This is a genomic window from Peribacillus sp. 05N428 (assembly GCF_056397085.1).
The window spans coordinates 38,413-55,596 of sequence record NZ_JBFTMS010000010.1 but is presented as its reverse complement, the minus strand read 5'-3'; the positions used below and the strand labels follow the sequence as shown (position 1 = coordinate 55,596).

Annotated in this window: 17 protein-coding genes, 1 pseudogene and 1 riboswitch; of the genes and pseudogenes, 7 read left to right on the top strand and 11 right to left on the bottom strand. The window is 40.9% G+C overall.

Going from position 1 to position 17,184, the window contains the following annotated elements:
* The first annotated feature begins 62 nt into the window (after positions 1–62).
* The gene (locus AC1DIV_RS11935) at positions 63–362 is read left to right on the top strand and encodes a DUF3892 domain-containing protein (RefSeq protein ID WP_053533610.1); all 300 of its coding nucleotides are present in this window, start codon (positions 63–65) and stop codon (positions 360–362) included.
* An 83-nt stretch (positions 363–445) separates the two neighbouring features.
* On the opposite strand, the gene AC1DIV_RS11930 is transcribed toward AC1DIV_RS11935, so the two are convergent.
* Both AC1DIV_RS11930 and AC1DIV_RS11925 read right to left on the bottom strand, forming a co-directional pair.
* Positions 446–1,258, bottom strand: coding sequence for a CBS domain-containing protein (locus AC1DIV_RS11930; RefSeq protein WP_057278518.1), 813 nt, complete (start codon positions 1,256–1,258; stop codon positions 446–448).
* A 106-nt stretch (positions 1,259–1,364) separates the two neighbouring features.
* A complete protein-coding gene (locus AC1DIV_RS11925; protein ID WP_340878658.1) occupies positions 1,365–1,886 on the bottom strand; it encodes a YbaK/EbsC family protein in 522 nt (173 codons plus the stop codon).
* 172 nt (positions 1,887–2,058) lie between these two features.
* A riboswitch (PreQ1 riboswitch) is annotated at positions 2,059–2,103 on the top strand.
* A 6-nt stretch (positions 2,104–2,109) separates the two neighbouring features.
* Here AC1DIV_RS11925 and AC1DIV_RS11920 point away from each other — a divergent pair.
* The 3 genes from AC1DIV_RS11920 to AC1DIV_RS11910 all read left to right on the top strand — a co-directional run bounded on the left by AC1DIV_RS11920 (position 2,110) and on the right by AC1DIV_RS11910 (position 5,117).
* Positions 2,110–2,595 (top strand): QueT transporter family protein, encoded by a 486-nt coding sequence (locus AC1DIV_RS11920; RefSeq protein WP_048686195.1) that lies wholly within the window; start codon positions 2,110–2,112, stop codon positions 2,593–2,595.
* 123 nt (positions 2,596–2,718) lie between these two features.
* On the top strand, positions 2,719–3,375 hold the full coding sequence (locus tag AC1DIV_RS11915; RefSeq protein ID WP_251542412.1) for a TVP38/TMEM64 family protein: 657 nt from the start codon (positions 2,719–2,721) through the stop codon (positions 3,373–3,375).
* 116 nt (positions 3,376–3,491) lie between these two features.
* Positions 3,492–5,117, top strand: coding sequence for a PAS domain-containing sensor histidine kinase (locus tag AC1DIV_RS11910; RefSeq protein WP_323599095.1), 1,626 nt, complete (start codon positions 3,492–3,494; stop codon positions 5,115–5,117).
* Positions 5,118–5,176: 59 nt separating this feature from the next.
* Here the strand turns inward: AC1DIV_RS11910 and AC1DIV_RS11905 are convergent, their stop codons facing one another.
* Positions 5,177–6,670 (bottom strand): cadherin-like beta sandwich domain-containing protein, encoded by a 1,494-nt coding sequence (locus AC1DIV_RS11905; protein ID WP_477576457.1) that lies wholly within the window; start codon positions 6,668–6,670, stop codon positions 5,177–5,179.
* Positions 6,671–6,978: 308 nt separating this feature from the next.
* On the opposite strand from AC1DIV_RS11905, the gene AC1DIV_RS11900 reads away from it, so the two are divergent.
* Both AC1DIV_RS11900 and AC1DIV_RS11895 read left to right on the top strand, forming a co-directional pair.
* Positions 6,979–8,613, top strand: a complete 1,635-nt coding sequence (locus AC1DIV_RS11900) for a copper resistance CopC/CopD family protein (RefSeq protein ID WP_477576456.1) — start codon at positions 6,979–6,981, stop codon at positions 8,611–8,613.
* 18 nt (positions 8,614–8,631) lie between these two features.
* Positions 8,632–9,294 (top strand): YcnI family copper-binding membrane protein, encoded by a 663-nt coding sequence (locus AC1DIV_RS11895; RefSeq protein WP_053533603.1) that lies wholly within the window; start codon positions 8,632–8,634, stop codon positions 9,292–9,294.
* Between the two features lie 46 nt (positions 9,295–9,340).
* Here AC1DIV_RS11895 and AC1DIV_RS11890 read toward each other — a convergent pair whose 3' ends face one another.
* The 5 genes and pseudogenes from AC1DIV_RS11890 to AC1DIV_RS11870 form a co-directional block, all read right to left on the bottom strand.
* The gene (locus AC1DIV_RS11890; RefSeq protein ID WP_340878654.1) at positions 9,341–10,339 is read right to left on the bottom strand and encodes a S8 family peptidase; all 999 of its coding nucleotides are present in this window, start codon (positions 10,337–10,339) and stop codon (positions 9,341–9,343) included.
* A 327-nt stretch (positions 10,340–10,666) separates the two neighbouring features.
* Positions 10,667–10,744: pseudogene (locus tag AC1DIV_RS11885) on the bottom strand (SEC-C metal-binding domain-containing protein); the annotation flags it as partial.
* A gap of 619 nt (positions 10,745–11,363) precedes the next feature.
* Entirely contained in the window at positions 11,364–11,933 is a 570-nt protein-coding gene (locus AC1DIV_RS11880; RefSeq protein ID WP_048686185.1) for a nitroreductase family protein, read from the bottom strand.
* Between the two features lie 11 nt (positions 11,934–11,944).
* A complete protein-coding gene (locus AC1DIV_RS11875) occupies positions 11,945–13,117 on the bottom strand; it encodes a toxic anion resistance protein (protein WP_477576454.1) in 1,173 nt (390 codons plus the stop codon).
* The gene (locus AC1DIV_RS11870) at positions 13,114–13,770 is read right to left on the bottom strand and encodes a 5-bromo-4-chloroindolyl phosphate hydrolysis family protein (RefSeq protein WP_340878652.1); all 657 of its coding nucleotides are present in this window, start codon (positions 13,768–13,770) and stop codon (positions 13,114–13,116) included. The genes AC1DIV_RS11875 and AC1DIV_RS11870 overlap by 4 nt, the downstream gene beginning before the upstream one ends.
* Positions 13,771–14,124: 354 nt before the next feature.
* Between AC1DIV_RS11870 and AC1DIV_RS11865 the strand changes: the two genes are divergently transcribed.
* Positions 14,125–14,457 carry a coiled-coil domain-containing protein gene (locus AC1DIV_RS11865; RefSeq protein ID WP_034306570.1) on the top strand — a complete coding sequence of 111 codons (333 nt, stop codon included), beginning with the start codon at positions 14,125–14,127 and terminating at the stop codon, positions 14,455–14,457.
* 516 nt (positions 14,458–14,973) lie between these two features.
* On the opposite strand, the gene AC1DIV_RS11860 is transcribed toward AC1DIV_RS11865, so the two are convergent.
* From AC1DIV_RS11860 to AC1DIV_RS11850, 3 genes are read right to left on the bottom strand one after another with little or no spacing between them, the layout of a single operon-like run.
* Complete coding sequence (locus tag AC1DIV_RS11860; protein ID WP_477576452.1) at positions 14,974–15,201, bottom strand: hypothetical protein; 228 nt, start codon at positions 15,199–15,201, stop codon at positions 14,974–14,976.
* Between the two features lie 45 nt (positions 15,202–15,246).
* Positions 15,247–16,524: an ammonium transporter gene (locus AC1DIV_RS11855; protein ID WP_340878648.1), complete on the bottom strand. Its 1,278-nt coding sequence runs from the start codon at positions 16,522–16,524 to the stop codon at positions 15,247–15,249.
* Positions 16,521–16,925 (bottom strand): hypothetical protein, encoded by a 405-nt coding sequence (locus AC1DIV_RS11850; RefSeq protein WP_340878646.1) that lies wholly within the window; start codon positions 16,923–16,925, stop codon positions 16,521–16,523. Before AC1DIV_RS11850 ends, AC1DIV_RS11855 begins: the two co-directional genes overlap by 4 nt.
* Positions 16,926–17,184: the final 259 nt, after the last annotated feature.

Sequence of the window (17,184 nt, the reverse complement as noted above, 5' to 3'; positions counted from 1 at the left end):
GAAATCCGGTTTGTATATTGCAGGAAAAATGGTTCACCCTATAAATAGGAGGTGCCTAAAACATGGACAAATTTGAAGAAGCCTATGAGTCATATAAACAGCAGGGAACACCGCAAGCAAACCAAAGTGATTCAGCAGCAGGAAAAGAAGAAATCATCGCCGTAAGGAAAAATGAAGAGGACAATATTATCGCCATCAAGACGGACTCCGGCCGCGAACTCGACTACCCCACAGCCCTTGCGGAAGCCAAAGCTGGCAACCTGGCCAACGTTGACGTCTTTCATAAATATGGACGTGACATATTACGGAGTGAGCCCGATGGGATTAAAGAAAATAACCTGGATCAACTGCCGGAGTTTTGAGTTTTTCGGGGAGACTGCCTGATATGGGCAGTTTTTTTCTATCTGGATGCGCAAAAAAAAGAACCAGCATGATTAGCCGGATCTTATTTTTCATAAGGATAGGATTCAGAGATTTCGAGCAGTCGGCCGCAGGACTCGACAACCTCGATGATTTCCATCCATGACATGTCCAGACCCAGTTCATTAGCATGGGAAATCTTATCCCGTAATTTTCGGATGGCATTCGCATCCTTCTTCCCTTTACTTTTCGAAGGGATTTGGAAGAAGTGCCTCAATTCTTTATCTTTATGTATAATATCGAATTTATCACTGATTTGCAGGCACTCTATTATATTGATATCCTCATTTTTATCGATTCTCCTTTTATATAATTCAGTTGCCTTTTCTAAACGGTCTTCGCTGATCATTGGATACCAGCTGCCATCGCCGAATCTATCCAGGATGATATCGCTCATCCTCATTTCCAATAAGGTAATATATCCGAATATCAGCATCCTGATCGGAGGCTTTTGGAGGTCGGCATGGGTAATCAACATTTTAATTGAATTATTCTCTAATACGAACACCCTTGTCTTATTCTTAAAAATATGGAGAAGCTGGATCAAAGGGGTTGAATTCGAAACCATTTCCCTTGGTGAGAAGTTTCTCATATATTCAGAAATACTTCCTTCACCTAGTTCTTGCCTTTCGATATATCCGATGATTTCCCCTTGATCTTGGACTGCCAATATATCAAAATTCTTTTTTTTCATTGCTTTCTGGATATCCAGCGCCAGATCGTTTTTATGGCAAAACTCAAGCTCCTGGGCAATGCTCTTAACCGTTATATTTTCTTCATAAAGAGTTTTAAGACTCAGATAGCTGCTATTGCTTTTTCTTTCGCTTCCATTTAACATCTTTCACCCTCCGATCAGGAACACTTTCTGCCCGTTTTCCGCTTTAATAAAAGAAATGCATGAGGCCCCCGCAAATAAAGTTCACTGTAGTGGATTCCATCCCATTTCAAATGCCATCAACTGCATTTCCTGCCGCCGTATCCACATTCCGCTTTTCTTCCCACCCCTTACAAACATCTACCCAATCCTTGGCACCTGAATATTCAAACAATTCAGCGAGTGTAAGTTCTATTGCAGAGTTTGAACTGCCGCAAGCCGGAAACAATGACTCGAAGCGTTTCATCGATACATCAAGAAAAACAGCTAAATCGTTTGCCAGGCCAAACGGGCAAACGCCTCCGATTGCATGGCCGGTCTGTGCAAGCACTTCATCAGGTGAAAGCATTCGTGCCTTGAAACCGAACGTCTGACGAAATTTCTTATTATCCACTTTCGCGTCCCCTGCGGCAACGACCAAAATCGCGTGTTCACCTTCCCCTTTAAAGGAAAGGGTCTTGGCAATCCGCGCTGGGATAACACCGATGGTTTCCGCTGCCTCAATCACCGTTGCACTAGATGTTTCGAACTCCTTTACGTCGCCTTCCCGATTCCATTGTTTAAAATGGCTTTTGACACTTTCGATCGACATATTAATATTCACTCCTTTTTATGTACATATTGAAATAATATCATCCTTCATTGCAATAATTCAAAATCCAATTGTGCTGCTTCATCTGATTGGAAACCTATAAATTAAAACCATTCTTTACAAATTGACGAAACAAGCTTACATGGGATACTATTAATCATCGGGTAAACGCCTGCACGTGGTTCGTAACCATCCCACGATAAAAAACTAGGGAGAGAGTAAAATGAATGTTCGTACACTCGTGATAAACGGGTTATTGGCTGCCTTGTATGTGGCGGTCTCATTGGTGTTTAAACCAATAGCTTTTGAGATGTTCCAATTCCGTGTACCGGAAATGTTGAATCATCTGATTGTATTCAATAAAAAATATATCTACGGTATCGTTGGAGGAGTCTTCATATCGAATCTGCTCTTTTCGCCGATGGTGCCATATGATTTGATTTTTGGGGTGGGGCAATCCCTGCTCGCCTTATTGCTTGTCATTTATGTTTCTCGTTTCATAAAAGGCATTAAAGGACGTATGATCGCTACGATTATCTTTTTCACGTTCACAATGTTTTTAATTGCAATTGAACTGAACCTTGCCTTTGGCTTGCCATTCTGGCTAAGCTGGATGACTACAGCTGTCGGTGAGTTCGTTGTCCTTTTGATTGGAGCGCCAATCATTTATGGAATGAACAAAAGAATTCAGTTTGAAAAGTGGCTTTAAAAGGAATCTTCGCGCCGTTAAGCCACTATAATGGAAAAGAGCTGTCTGCATGATGCGGCAGCTCTTTTTTTTCACCATTGAACTCGAAAATGATAAACTATTAGTAAGAATGGTGGTGGCCCTTTGAAAAAAGTCCTGACCATAATCGGTCTACTTGTAATCGCAATTTTTATATACTCTAATGCAGAACTGTTCACTTTGGTTTGGAAAAGTGATTTGGATTCTGTTATTGGCATATTGAAGGAAAATCTTTTGCTTACATTTATTGTGACATTCGTATTGATGTTTGTACAAAATTCTTTTACAATCATCCCCTTAATTTTGCTCCTGACCATCAATGTCACGATATTCGGATTCATATATGGCTATCTATGGAGTTGGTTTACAAGTGTTGTTGCCTCAGGATTCATTTTTTATGCAGCCAGAAACTGGTTTCAGGAGCTTCTTTTAAAGAAGATTGGTGAAAAATGGCAAGAATCTGTAGTGGAGCATGGCTTCATGTACGTGTTTACAGGCAGGATTTTCCCGCTTATCCCAACAAGCTTAATTAACTTGGCAGCTGGAGTCAGCACCATCACTTTCAAAGACTTTTTATTGGCGACGGCACTTGGCAACCTTATATACTTTTTCTTCCTATCACTGATTCCCTATGGACTGCTATCTGTTGAAATGAACCAATATACGCTAGCTGCGCTTGCACTCCTCTTCTTACTATTCTTCATGATCTATAAGCGTGCAAAAAAGAAGAAGAAACTAACCCTCTTCAGAAAAAACAGGTGACCACATTGGCCCCTGTTTTTTTATTTAGAGATTCTGCATATATTTTTTTCCGATAGTTTGTTAAAATGTGTATGTAATTTTACCTTTGAAATGTCTTAAAATCAGGGAGAATCTCCATGTCCAAACGCTCCATCTTAGCAATATATATCCTATCCGGGATTCTTACATTAGTCGTATTCGACTATTTTTTAACTACAAATATCCATAATAAAGAAGTCTTCATTCAACTCCAAAGGGCGGAAGGCATTGTTTTCCTTTTATCAATAGGCTTAATTCTATATCTTTATTTAGCTAAAAAAGAAGAATTCAAACGATTAAAAGAAGCGGAACAACGTCGGCGCACACTCATCAATTCAATGGTGGATTTCGTTAATTTCAAGGATGGGGATGGCCGATGGCTTGAATCCAATACCTTCGGGCTGCAATTATTTCAATTGGAGCATGTAGATTATAAGGGAAAAAGAGATAGCGAGCTCGCGGAATACTCCGAATTTTATAAAGAATCTTTGATCTACTGTGAAGTTTCCGATGAAGAAACGTGGGTAAAGGGGGAAATTACTAGGTGCGAGGAAATCATCCCTCTTCCCGATGGCAATCACAAGACCTTTGATACGATTAAAGTTCCCCTGTTCAATGAAGATGGTTCTCGTAAAGGCTTAGTCGTCATTGGCAGGGATATATCTGAAAGAGTTGTCGCGGAGAATCAATTATTCGATAGCGAACAACGCTATAAATCATTGTTTGAACACAACCCTTATCCGATGCTGATGCTTGATTTAAATGGAATGATCACGACCGTGAATCCAAGGTTTGAAACGGTAACAGGCTTTCAACAGGAAGAAATACATGGCGCCTCATTCATTAATTTGAATTTTTCAGCAGAAGACGCGGAATTGATCCGTACATCATGCCAATATGTCATGGAAAACCAAAAGGGGATCAAAAAAGGGAAAGATATAGAATTCCTGACGAAGTACGGGAAGTCCATCTTACTTTCTTGTACGTTTGTCCCGATGATGGTTGGCGAGGATTTAGTCGGAATCATTACTTATGCTAAAGAAGTCACTCAAATTCGAGAAACCGAAGCACGCTTAAGAAGAACCGAAAAATTATCGATAGTCGGCGAACTTGCCGCAAGTGTAGCCCACGAGGTACGAAATCCGCTGACTTCTTTAAAAGGTTTCGTCCAGCTGCTTAAAAAGAGCGACCATCCCTATGAACATTACTACACGATCATGTTAAGTGAATTGGACCGGATCAATCTTATTGTAAGCGAGTTACTCGTTCTGGCAAAACCACAGGAACTTCCATTCAGCAAACATCAAATCATCGACCTGATGAATGATGTCAAAACCTTGTTGAAACCAGAGGCGGACTCGTACCCCACCCAAATATCAATATCTGTCAAAAATGAAATACCGCTTCTATTATGTGAGGGAAACCAATTAAAACAAGTTTTCATAAACATGCTCAAGAATTCCATGGAGGCATCCGCCGACCACATTTGGGTTGATTTCGAACGAATGAACAATAACCTTTCCATCACCATCAAAGATAATGGAAGCGGAATAGAAAAAAACCGCATAAAACATCTTGGAGAGCCTTTCTATTCTTCAAAAGAAAAAGGAACCGGATTAGGATTGACAGTCAGTTGCCGAATCATTGAGGCGCATCGGGGAAAGGTCCGGTTTAACAGTGAACTGAACCAAGGAACCGAGGTCCAAATCATTTTGCCCATATAAATATGAATTTCGAGGACAAGCCTGAACCTTGTCCTTTTTTTGCTGGATTCAAAACCATCCTATTTTAATAGGGAGGTGAAGAAATCCTTTATATTCCCAAAGAATGACACCGTCTCAACAGGTTGTTTCCCATTAATCTGGCCTCCTGAATCATTGGATGTTTCGCTCTCCGTCATACCAGCTGTACTCGTTTGCGCTGCCTCAACTTCCGCCTCTTTTGATTTGACATCATCCACGGTTTCTTCCTCATCCATTTCAACATCGATATCCTTTTCGAAAACAAGGACGTAAGTACGACGCTCCCCATCCTTTGAAACAGTAACGGAAATGGCCGTTTTCGCTTTATCCTTGATCTTCACTTTTGCACTGCTCGCACCGTCATATTCAATTGTTGCTCCGCTGGCATTTGTCGTTGCATTCATTTCGACTGAAGAAATATCATTATCGACCTCGATATGATAGGTATGCTCATTAGATTCAAAAGATTTGTTCCATACACCGGATGATACCGTCAGGCTGTTCAACACTGGTCCATTATTGCCTTCCTCGCCTAAAGAATCTGCGGACGTTACTTTCTCAACAGAATCCGTTTTCACTTTTTGTGTTGAAATACTTTCAATTTGCTGTGCATTCGTTACTTGACTGACACCACTGCTTGGCTTTTGATAATTGGAGGATCCTGCTGATGTTAAAGATGTTTTACTCCCCTTATCCGAGGATCCTGCTGATGGTAAAGATGATTTATTCCCCTTATCCGAGGAAGGTTGGGCTTTGCTCGTTCCTGTTGAGGGTTCCTTTTGAACTTCATCCTCTTTTGGAGCAGCTTTCGATTCCGTTTCCTTTGCTGCGGCTGCAGCCCGTGCAATCGTAAGTGTATATGCTTTTTCATCACCATTTTCCGCTGTAACGGTTATCTTCACCGTTGTCTTACCGACTGGAAGGGTAACCTTTACACCTGCACTGGTTGCATCCTTTCCATTTACCTTTACAATTGCCTTACTGTCACTCAATGTCGGAGTTACCGTAACCGACTGGACTTCATTTTCAACTGAAGCATGATAAGCTGTCACTTTAGAATCGAATGTTAATGAGCCTTTTGATAATCCAATCGATGTTAAAAGGTTATCATCACTTTCATGTTTTTCGACCTTGAGAGTATAGGTTACGGTTTCATTTTCCCCATCGCTGACGGTGATTACAAACGTATTCATGCCAGTTTGAAGAGTTAAATTCTTCAATTTACCATCTGTCATTTTGACACCATTCACATATATGGCTGCATTCTCGTTAGGGCTTGCTGCAAGCAAAGTGATCTTTTCCACATCATTCCCCACTGTTGAACTATAGTCGTGTACATCTTCTGTAAACTTTTGATCCAGTGCTATACCCTCTATCTCTAGCTTTGAAAGACTATTTACCGTTTGTGCCTCTTCCAAAATGACAGAAGTGCCTTCCGCAGCTTCTGCCGCTGGCATATAAGTGGATGTTCCCATCCCCACAAGGGAACCAACCAAGATCACCTTCACACTTGTTTCTTTTAATCCCTTTTTCATCAAAACCTATCCCTCCAAATTCCTTAAACATGATAGGCTCAGATTACTAAAGGAACCTTAATTATTTCTTAATGGAGTTTATATCAAAAGGAGGATGCCTATTTGGTATAAACTTTATGCAAAGTGGAATTCCCACCACTTATTTATGGCTATACTGGAGTGGAAGGCAAAACTAAAACTTATTGTTCTCATTTTCTAGCGAACCTCTTAAACTGCCTTTAGATAACTAAATTATTTTCACTGTTTTTTCACATTTTCCTTTTATAATGGGCTTACATAATCGGATGAAAGGATGATGGCACACCAAGATGAAAAAATATTTATGGCTGGTAGTCAGCCTATTCAGTTTGCTTTTATACCCGGCAATGGCTTCCGGTCATGCTACAGTAATCAGCTCTAATCCTAGCCCGAATGAAGCGATGGATACTCTTCCTGAAAAGATCACCATTCAATTCAGCGAGAATATACAACCAGCTTTTCATTCGCTTGAGGTATTCAGCCAAGATGGAGACAAAATTCAAACTCAAGACAGTACAATCTCTGAACAGAGTGAAAAAATACTGGAAGCTAAGTGGAAGGGCACGATCGATGAAGGGATTTACTATATTAAATGGAGAGTGGTTTCGAGTGATGGCCATCCCATTGAAGGAACAATTCCCTTTCAATTCGGAGATCCGGCCGGCCTATCAGATCAAAATAATTCCGAAGTGAATGAAAGTTTTCCGAATTCCATCAACGTTATGCTGCAAAGTCTACAATACATATGCTTCGCTGCCCTTACCGGAATCCTTTTTTTCAGATTATCGCTAATGAAGGATTCTCGACTTTTTGAAGCCAGCAGAAGAACCCGTCTATACCTTTGGCTTTCATATGCTGGTTTAGCATTTTCCATCTTCTGCAGTCTGCCTTTAAGAGTTACGATCGATGCTGGCGTAGGTTGGACCGATGCATTTAATGTTAGTTATATAAAGGAAGTATTGAATGCTACAAACTTTGGGACGATCTGGATCATGGAAATTCTAATATTGCTCCTTCTATTTTTAGTAATTTATTTCATGCTCGAGAACTCATTGAATAAATCACTACCTTTCATTTCATTCATCATAATTGCCAGCTTGGTGATTTGTAAGGCTTTCACCGGACATACAGCAGCCGTTCCTAATCAGGCTCTGGCCGTTTTGATGGATTTCCTTCATTTATTGTCCATGGCTTTATGGCTCGGCGGCCTTATGGCCTTATTGGTGATTTTGCCTGGGCTTGCAGATCGGCAGGCAGTCCAAGAAGATAAGAAAACCTTTTACTGGTCGATCATTCAAAGGTTTTCCAAATGGGCATTTCTGTTTGTAATCATCCTGATTATTAGCGGAATCTATAGCAGTTTACAGCATGTACCAACTATCCATTCAATGTTTAACACAACATATGGCCAATTGTTACTAGCGAAAATCGGTCTCATGTTAATCATGATCGTTTTAGGCGGCTTTCATTTTCTCAGAGGGAAAAAGCAAACGAAAAAACTTGGTTATAGTGTGGGAATGGAGTTTGGTTTAGGAATCGTCATCCTTCTCATTGCAGCTTTATTGACAAATGTCCAAACTGCCATGTCTTCTCCCGGCCCCATTGAAAAAACGTTACGGACTGAAGAAAATAACGAGGTTACATTAATGGTGACGCCCAATGAAGTCGGGGATAACCTGATTCAAGTAAATCTATCCAATGAAGGCAAGCCAATTGCTGAAATAGAGCAGCTTACGATCACGATGCAGCCATTGGATACGCCACGTGGTGAAATAAAGCTGCAAATGGAGGAGAAAAAAACAGGGACATTTACATCAAAGTCTATATTAACCATGCCAGGAAAGTGGAATATCCATGTTCATGGATTGACTGAAAGCCTGGATTCAATCAATGCTGATTTTATAATTTTCATAGGGAATTCATAATAGGAGGGATTTATACAAATGAAAAACATTTCAAAGCTACTTATTTTTACATTTGCTGCATTATTCATTTTTTCCGGTTCAGCATATGCTCACGTTACGGTCAAGCCTAGTTCATCTGCACCTGAGGCGTGGGAAACTTATACAATTAAAGTACCCGTAGAAAAAGAAACTGCCACTACAAAGGTGACTTTAAAAGTACCTGAAGGGGTTACTTTTGAAAGCTATCAGCCTGTACCTGGATGGAAAGTAACGACAGAAGGTGACAAAGATGGGCATGTAAAAACGGTAACTTGGGCCGCAACTGACAAAGGAATAGCCGCTGGACAATTCCAGCAATTCTCTTTCGTAGCACAAAATCCCAAAGAAGAAACGAAAGTTGCCTGGGATGCATTTCAATATTACGAAGATGGTGAAATTGTTGAATGGAGCGGTGAAGAAGGCTCAGACCTACCTCATTCTGTAACGGAAATCACGGTTGCACCCAAGGCTGATGCTGAACCTGCGGACCATGGTCACGAAGATGAAGCTGACACTAATGATTCCACGACACCTGACAATTCAAAGGATGCAGCAACAACAGAAGGTGATGGCAACCAAACGCTGATCATTACCCTGGCTGTCATATCATTAATTCTTTCCATTGTAGCGCTTTTTGCAGCTCTAAGGAAAAATAAAAAATAATCATTATGGAAGGTGCCCCAAAAATTTCTTGAGGCACCTTTTTTCTCTAATATTCCATGACCACCGATTTACTCGGTAACTTTAGATTTTCTGATTCTATCGTAATCTTAATCGATTTTTCAGCTCTTTGTTCCGTAATCGTTAAGTTAAGCAGTCCATTTCCCTGCGCTTTTTTGCTTATTCCCAGATCTTCCGTACTTTTCACCAGCTGTGCATATAATTCCGCTTCAGTTAAATTGCGTTCAAATTCTTTTTCAGCAATCACTTTCAAGAGAGCTGCCGCACCGCTTACATGAGGCGTAGCCATTGACGTTCCGCTCAACCTGGCATATTTATTTCCTGGATACGTAGAGAGAATATCAACCCCTGGCGCCACCAAGTCAATTTCATCATTCGTATTTGAAAAATCCGCTAAATTTCTGCTTAAATCCACAGCCCCCACTTCCACTACCTCGGGATATGCTCCTGGATAATCCAATTCATCCGTTTCATGACGCCCATCACCGCTATTTCCAGCTGCACAAACAACAAGGATATCGTTCTGAAGGGCCTTTTGAATGAGTTTGTGTTCAGTCTCATCGGGAGGTCCGCCAAGCGAAAGTGAAATAACCGAAACCTTTTCTTCATTTGGTCCCCGCCAATTGATGGCATACTCTAGAGCACCATTAATCCAATCAATGTCGCCTTGTCCTTGACCATTTAGGGCCTTTAACGCTAATATGCTTGCTTTAGGAGCCACTCCCACTACACCAGCATTATTAATGGCAGCAACAACCGTACCGCTAACATGTGTCCCATGTCCGTTATCATCTTGATAATCCCCGGTATTGGTAAAATCCTTCCCGCCAATGATTCTTTCCTTGAGGTCTGGATGTCCCTTGTCAATGCCTGTATCAATGACGGCAACTACCATGCCCTCACCATAACTGCTTTTTTCCCAAATTGCCGGTGCTTTCACAAGCTCGACACCCTCAGGAATCTTCTCTTTCACCGTTTCCATTACTTCAAGAACTTTGTAAGGTATTAATCTTTTTTCTCTTGTCATTTGATTACCCCTTCCTTCGTTCAATAAGTTAAACTGCCATCAGTGTAGGGATTTTCATCCCGTCTGGTTGCCGTCTACCGTTGAAAGAGATGAGATCAAAAAACTCTTCTCTCTTATATATACCAGATTTATGAAAATAAAAAAGAAGTTTTTGGAAAATTCCATCTAAATGACTACTTTTTATTTCTTTTTGTGTAATTATCTGGTACTCTCTCATTATAGAACAAATGTTCGTTTAATACTACACTTTTTTCTCAATTTTTTTCCCAAGCACGCACTTTTCCAATAAAAAAGAAGCGACTCCGAATCGAGTCAGCTTCCAAGATGTTAAGCTGCACCGCAGCATTTTTTGTATTTTTTCCCGCTTCCGCATGGACAAGGCTCATTTCTGCCAATGACCGGTTCTGCATGAACATGCGGCATTTTAGCTGCCTTTGCACTTTCCGTGATAATTTGCGTGCCTTTTTCCTTCATTTGCTGATACCGCTGTTTAAATAACTCCATTACATCTTTACTGTACTTCAGCGTATCTTCCGCGATATCCATCGCCTTTTGCTTCGAAATATTATAATCCTCCAGGACAAATTGATTATCCCCGAAAGAAACCCTCACTCCAAAATGCTGTCCCGCCTGTTTATTGCCTTTAAGCTCCTCAACGAATTCAAGGTATACTTCCTGGCAATCACAAGTCTGATGCATGCAATAATAATCATATATCCAATACGATTTATCTTCGTATTTACTCTTTAAAGCAATGCCATCCTCAACGCCAAACACATCCAAATATTTTATCGCTTTTCCATCGAGTATCTCAAATGGATCAATCGTTCTCATCTATAGACACATCCTAATTCATCAAAATTTATTCTTCCTTTGTATTGTACAACCTAATTCATCAATCGTCACTTGAAACGAAGCCTGACAAAGTCAAATCCCTTTCAGTAAAAGCATAATTAAGGAAGCCTTATTGAAGGCAATAAAAAAAGCTGCATCAGTGTCAATAAACTGATGCAGCCCCTAATCCTCATCCGATCCATGTGGTCAATTCGTCAATCGGTGTTTTCTTAGCAGGTTTCGGCTCCATGTCAGGATAACCCAAGTATATGAAAGCCAATACCTCTCCCTTAGAGGATAAATTGAAAAATTCACGGACCTTGTCATGATAAGTTATTTTCCCCGTTCTCCATACAGCTCCCAAACCTAGAGAATGTGCTGCAAGAAGCATATTTTGGATGGCACTGTTCACAGCCGCATATTCTTCTGCCACGAGGACATTATTCTTATCACTAGGCTCTATGCCCACTGCGATGATGACTGGAGCCCTTAATGGATTCTTTTTTTGCCTTTCGAGCTTGCTGATTAAACTTTCGGGGGTATCATCAGCATTTTCGATTCTTGTTATTTCTTCGAATACCTGCCCAAGTTTATTTCTTCCTTCCCCTGTCAAAACAAAAAAACGCCAAGGCTCCGTCCGATGATGATTGGGTGCATATGTTCCGGCTTCAATGATTTGCTCGATCATTTCTTTAGGAACCGGATCTTGCTTAACGATTCCAATGCTTCTTCTCGTTTTTATAGCCTCGATAGTCTCCATATTATCTCCCCTTATCCCTTTATCTCTAATAGCTTCTGTTTCAGTTCATTTTCCATTGACGCCAATTCCTGTTCAGCTTGACGGCGTTTATGCCTGCCTTCTTCTTGAATCCGCATGGTCTCCTCAAGCGTGGATATCAAGCTGGCTTGAGTTTTCTTTAATGTTTCAATATCGACAAGTCCGCGCTCATTTTCTTTTGCGGTTTCAATGGTATTCGTTTTCAGCATCTCGGAGTTCTTCAATAACAAGTCATTTGTAGTCTTGGAAACCTGTTTTTGTGCTTCTACAGCATGCCTTTGCCTGATTAGGGTCAGTGCAATCGCAACCTGGTTTTTCCAAAGTGGAATGGCTGTCATGATCGAAGATTGGATTTTTTCGACTAGTGCCTGATTCGTGTTTTGGATCAGCCTGATTTGCGGTGCGCTTTGGATCGTGATTTCACGGCTCAACTTCAAATCATGAAGCCTTTTATCCAACCGTTCAGCAAATTGCAGCATATCATTTACTTCTTGAAACTTCATTTGATCATTACTTGATTCAGCGGACTTCCTTAGCTCCGGAATCGTTTTCTCATGGATTTCTTCGAGTTTGATTTCCCCAGCTGCAATATAGACATTCAATGCCTGGAAATATTCCTTATTCGTTTCATATAGCTTTTCGAGAATTACGATATCCGATAACAGGATATTCTTGCTCCGATCGAGTTTTACACTGATTCGGTCGATTTGGGCACCGGTTTTTTGATACTTGGATAGCACCTCCTGTACAGATCCCGAGAGCTTCCCGAACATACGCGCAAAAAATGAGGGCTTATCCGGTTTTAACTCATCCGGGCTGAGTTCGTTTAACTTTTTCATTAAATCATTGATAATGATGCCCACTTCACCCACATCTTTTTTCTGGACATGCTCAAGCATGGAATTAGAAAAGGTCAGGAGCTTTGATTGGGCGGGTGTACCATAGGATATCATTGCCTGATGATTCGTTGGGTCGATTTGTTCGGCAAGCTGATAAGCCTTTGCCCTGTTCTCTTCAGGAATGACATCAATCAGTTTAACCGGTTTCACTTCCTGGGAAGATACTTTCTCAAGTTCCTGCACCCCATCAAATGGATTGGCTAAAAGGTCATCGATCAAACTGGCGTTATTCGTTTTATTCAACAGGTTTGGATCATTGTTATTCATTTTAACCTCCTGCTTTCATCAATTACTTGTGACTCTTTTCTAGTTTTAATGGATTGCTTAGCAACATCCAATTCGAAGTTAAGGTTATCGATATCATCGGCAATCACTTTATATAAATCCTTTTCTATCGTATTAGTGAGTTCCTTTAAAGTTTTACGAGTCTCCGTTAAGGAAAGTTCGAGTTCCCTATTCTTTTTTGGCTGCTGTGCTAGAAAAACATATTTCTCCGCAAGCTCCATGGCAGAATCCAGATGCGAGTAATAAAACTGTTCTGCCTGATAAAACCGCCTCGGTTCTTTTTTTGTCAGACTGTATATTTTCCTGATCATTTTAATCATCTCTTTCCTCTGTTTAAAAGAAGAGATATGCCTGACCGAGATTAGTGCTTTTTGCACCCTCCATATCTTCGGTTTTGCTTCGATTAAATTTTTCTTTATATATTGATATTCTTTTCTCGTCAATTCATGTTTTTTGAGGTATCTTGATGAAAAATATACGGAACTCAGCCAGTATGCAAGTACCCCTCCTGTTAAAGATATGACAACGGAAAGGGCAAACGGTTGATTCAATACGAAATAACTAATCATCCAAACCGGCAAAACCATTGGAAATGCAATCAATATCGGAACAAAATCAGCAAGAAATCGATTCATTATCATTACACTCCTGACTTACACTCTTTTCTTTATATACGGATTATCCTTGGAATTGGTTTCAAGATGAAAAAAAGAATTTCTCCTATCCTAAACGATATAGGAACCGGATGGTTTCTGCAAATTTATTGAAATTTTTTCTGTGAATTGCCTCTTCTTCCCATTCATATGGGCTAACGCCTAGTCACTTCACCGGAACTGACATAAGTTATAGGGTATCCACCCTGATTTTAAAAAGGAGAGTTGACCATGAATTCATACGGATTTTATCCTTATCCACAACAAAATGGAAATCATCAGTACTTTGAACCAAATTTCAACCCCTACTTCCAACAGCCTGAACGATTTGATTATATGCCACAGCAAGATTGGAACTTTCAGCAGGTACAAGAAAATCCATATAGCCAGGTGCCAGACCAATTCGATATTGAAAGGCAGCCTCAACAACTTGAAAGAAGAATCCGGGAACTTGAGCGTCAAAACGAGCGTCAAACGAGGGAACTCAATCGGCAGAACCAAGAAATCACGCGGATAAATCGTGAAGTGAACCGCATTAACCAGGAAATCACCAGGCTAAGTCAAGCGGACCAGCGACATACGAATAGGTTAAACAGACTGAATCAAAGACTTCGGGCCGTGGAAAGAAACCTTAACATCCCCTTCACCGCAACAGATGATGGTTTTTAATGAAGGAAATAGCGGGAGTTCATTGCGAGCTCCCGCTTTTTCATTTGAGATTTAATCAAACGATTGATTAATCTTCAAAGGTTCACCAAACCCTTGTCCAGTGTTACAAAGCTTTACGATTTCACTATTGTTTTCGCCGCCTTAAATGTGAATCCTGCTACTTGCTTTAAAAAAGTAGTTACAATACTGATCTGCAGAATAAAAAATAGGAATCAGCCATATTCCCGCGGAATTCATCAAGTTATTTATAAGAAAATGGCTGTTTTCACATACTTTGTTGCTATTTACCAAGTAGTGAGGTGTGGTTGATTTCCCCTCCAGATGCTCGCTTTCCGCGGGGCGGGCGGTGAGCCTCCTCGGCTGTGGGGTCTCACCTGTCCCGCCGCTCCCGCAGGAGTCTCGCACTTCCGCTCCAATCAGCCTTAGATAGTTTCGTTTTAAAAAAAGCAATCTTTACGAAAAGAGCCAAGAAAATAAAAGAGCGGGAGTCATATTTACACTCCTGCTCTTTCTAATTTACATCATGATCCGTTTCAACTTGTCGTTTCTAGATTCCTGTTCCTCCTGGGTAGACAAGTCATATTTCTTCAATAGATGAAAAAGTTCATTCAATGTTTCCTGCGAATTCCCTTTTTCAAGATATCGATCTAATGTTTGACTCAATTGTGTTGGTAAAAATGCCTTTTGGCTTTCAAATTTTAGCCTGACATCTTGTTGCGAATGATTAAGATTGCATGCACCCATTTAATAATTCACCTCTTACTTGATTTTACCATTGTCTTATAGACATTACCTTGTCAATTCTTCATCCTGCTTATAGTAATCCTCCACCTTGATGAACTCCGGCGAGGTATGTGTGGCCATGATGCCATGATAACTGATATCCAACCCAAGTTCTTCTTCTTCTTCAGTCGATCTTATAGGCAGCCAAACATTTATAACTTTAAAAACAAGCCAGGTCACTGAAAAGCCCCAGATGCATAACACCACTAATCCTAATATTTGAACTCCGAGCAAATGCCATCCCCCGCCGGCAAACAGTCCGTTTTCAGTGGAGAAAAGCCCTACCGCTATCGTACCCCACATTCCTGATGCCGCATGGACAGGAAAGGCACCGACCGGATCATCGATTTTCCGGGCTTCCAACCAATTTGTCGCAGCTAACATCAACATTCCAGAAACTGCTCCAATCAGCAAAGCCGCCAGATCACTAACGAATGCACATCCAGCTGTAATCCCGACAAGACCAGCAAGTGAGCCATTGATGACGGAAGGTGCATCCGAGCGTCCATATCTAAACAGTGTATAAAGCAGGGTCACCGCTCCCCCTGATGCAGCTGAGAGCATCGTGACAATGGCAATATGTCCAATGCGGACATCTGTAGCTTGCAAGGTGCTTCCTGCATTAAATCCAAACCAGCCAAACCATAAAAGGAATGCCCCAACAGATGCCAATGGGAGATTACTCGGCAGCGAAATGGAGCTGGTCCCCCTTGAAGTGAATTTACCTGCTCTCGGCCCGATTACAATGGCAGCCGCAAGTGCTGAAAAACCGCCTAGTGCATGAATGACACCAGACCCTGCGAAGTCCTGCATGCCCAACCTGCTTAACCAGCCGCCACCCCATACCCAGTGACCGGCAATCGGATAGATGAATGCTGTCATCATTACGACAAAAATAAGATACGCCCGAAAATTGATCCTTTCCGCAACTGCTCCCGAAACGATGGAAATGACGGCGATGACGAATGCCCCTTGAAATAACCAATATGCGTCCATGGAAATCGTAAGGTCGATGTGCGACAAATCACCTTTCAGCAGAAAGCCACTTGCCCCGATGATTCCAAATACATCCATTCCATACATTAAGCCAAAACCAACGACGAAATAGCAAAGCGTTCCGATCGTTATATCGGCAAAAACCTTCATGATGATGTTCACATTATTTTTCGTACGGACGAACCCTGCCTCCAATAAGGCAAACCCGCCCTCCATCAATAGTATCATGGCTGCTGTCAGAACCACCCAAATCGTATCCAAGCCAGCGTTTAACGTTTCTAGAGTCATCTCGGCGTTCCCTCCGCTTTCTGCCAGGCCATTATTTCTTTAATGATGTCTGATGGTAAATTCATTTCCCTTTTTTCCGGTTCAGCCTCAAGTACACCAATCACCTCATTTAAAAAAGCGATCCGCTGTTTTATTTTCTCGATTTGTTTATATCTATCTTTCACATTCACCAAATGTTCAACCGCCTGGTGATGACTTGGGGCACGCCCTGTAAAAAAACGTTTAAATGGTGATAGGGATTGATACCAAGCTTCCTCAGCTCTTCGTTTTTGCTCATATTTATGAATTTTACCTTTGATCGATTCAATTTCCGACTCCTGTTTGCTTTTGTGGAATAGCAGTCCTTTTATTACTTCTTCAGATGAAATTTCAATAACAACCCTACTATATAAATCGTCCATAATATAAATGTCATATCACCTCACGTAATCACGTTATGTTTTCTACAATTATATTTAAAATTCTGAATTCGGTCAATGATTAAACAATAAAAACGATTCGTACAACGAAAAAGGAGGATTAAAACAATGAATTCTGCCTGTTTCCATTCCATTAATCAAACGTTTGATTAATAAGCTAGTCACTTGATTTCACTCATAGATATATTTGGAAGGTATAGATAATCATTTTTTCCCCACTCTAATAAGGCAGTTAAAAAAT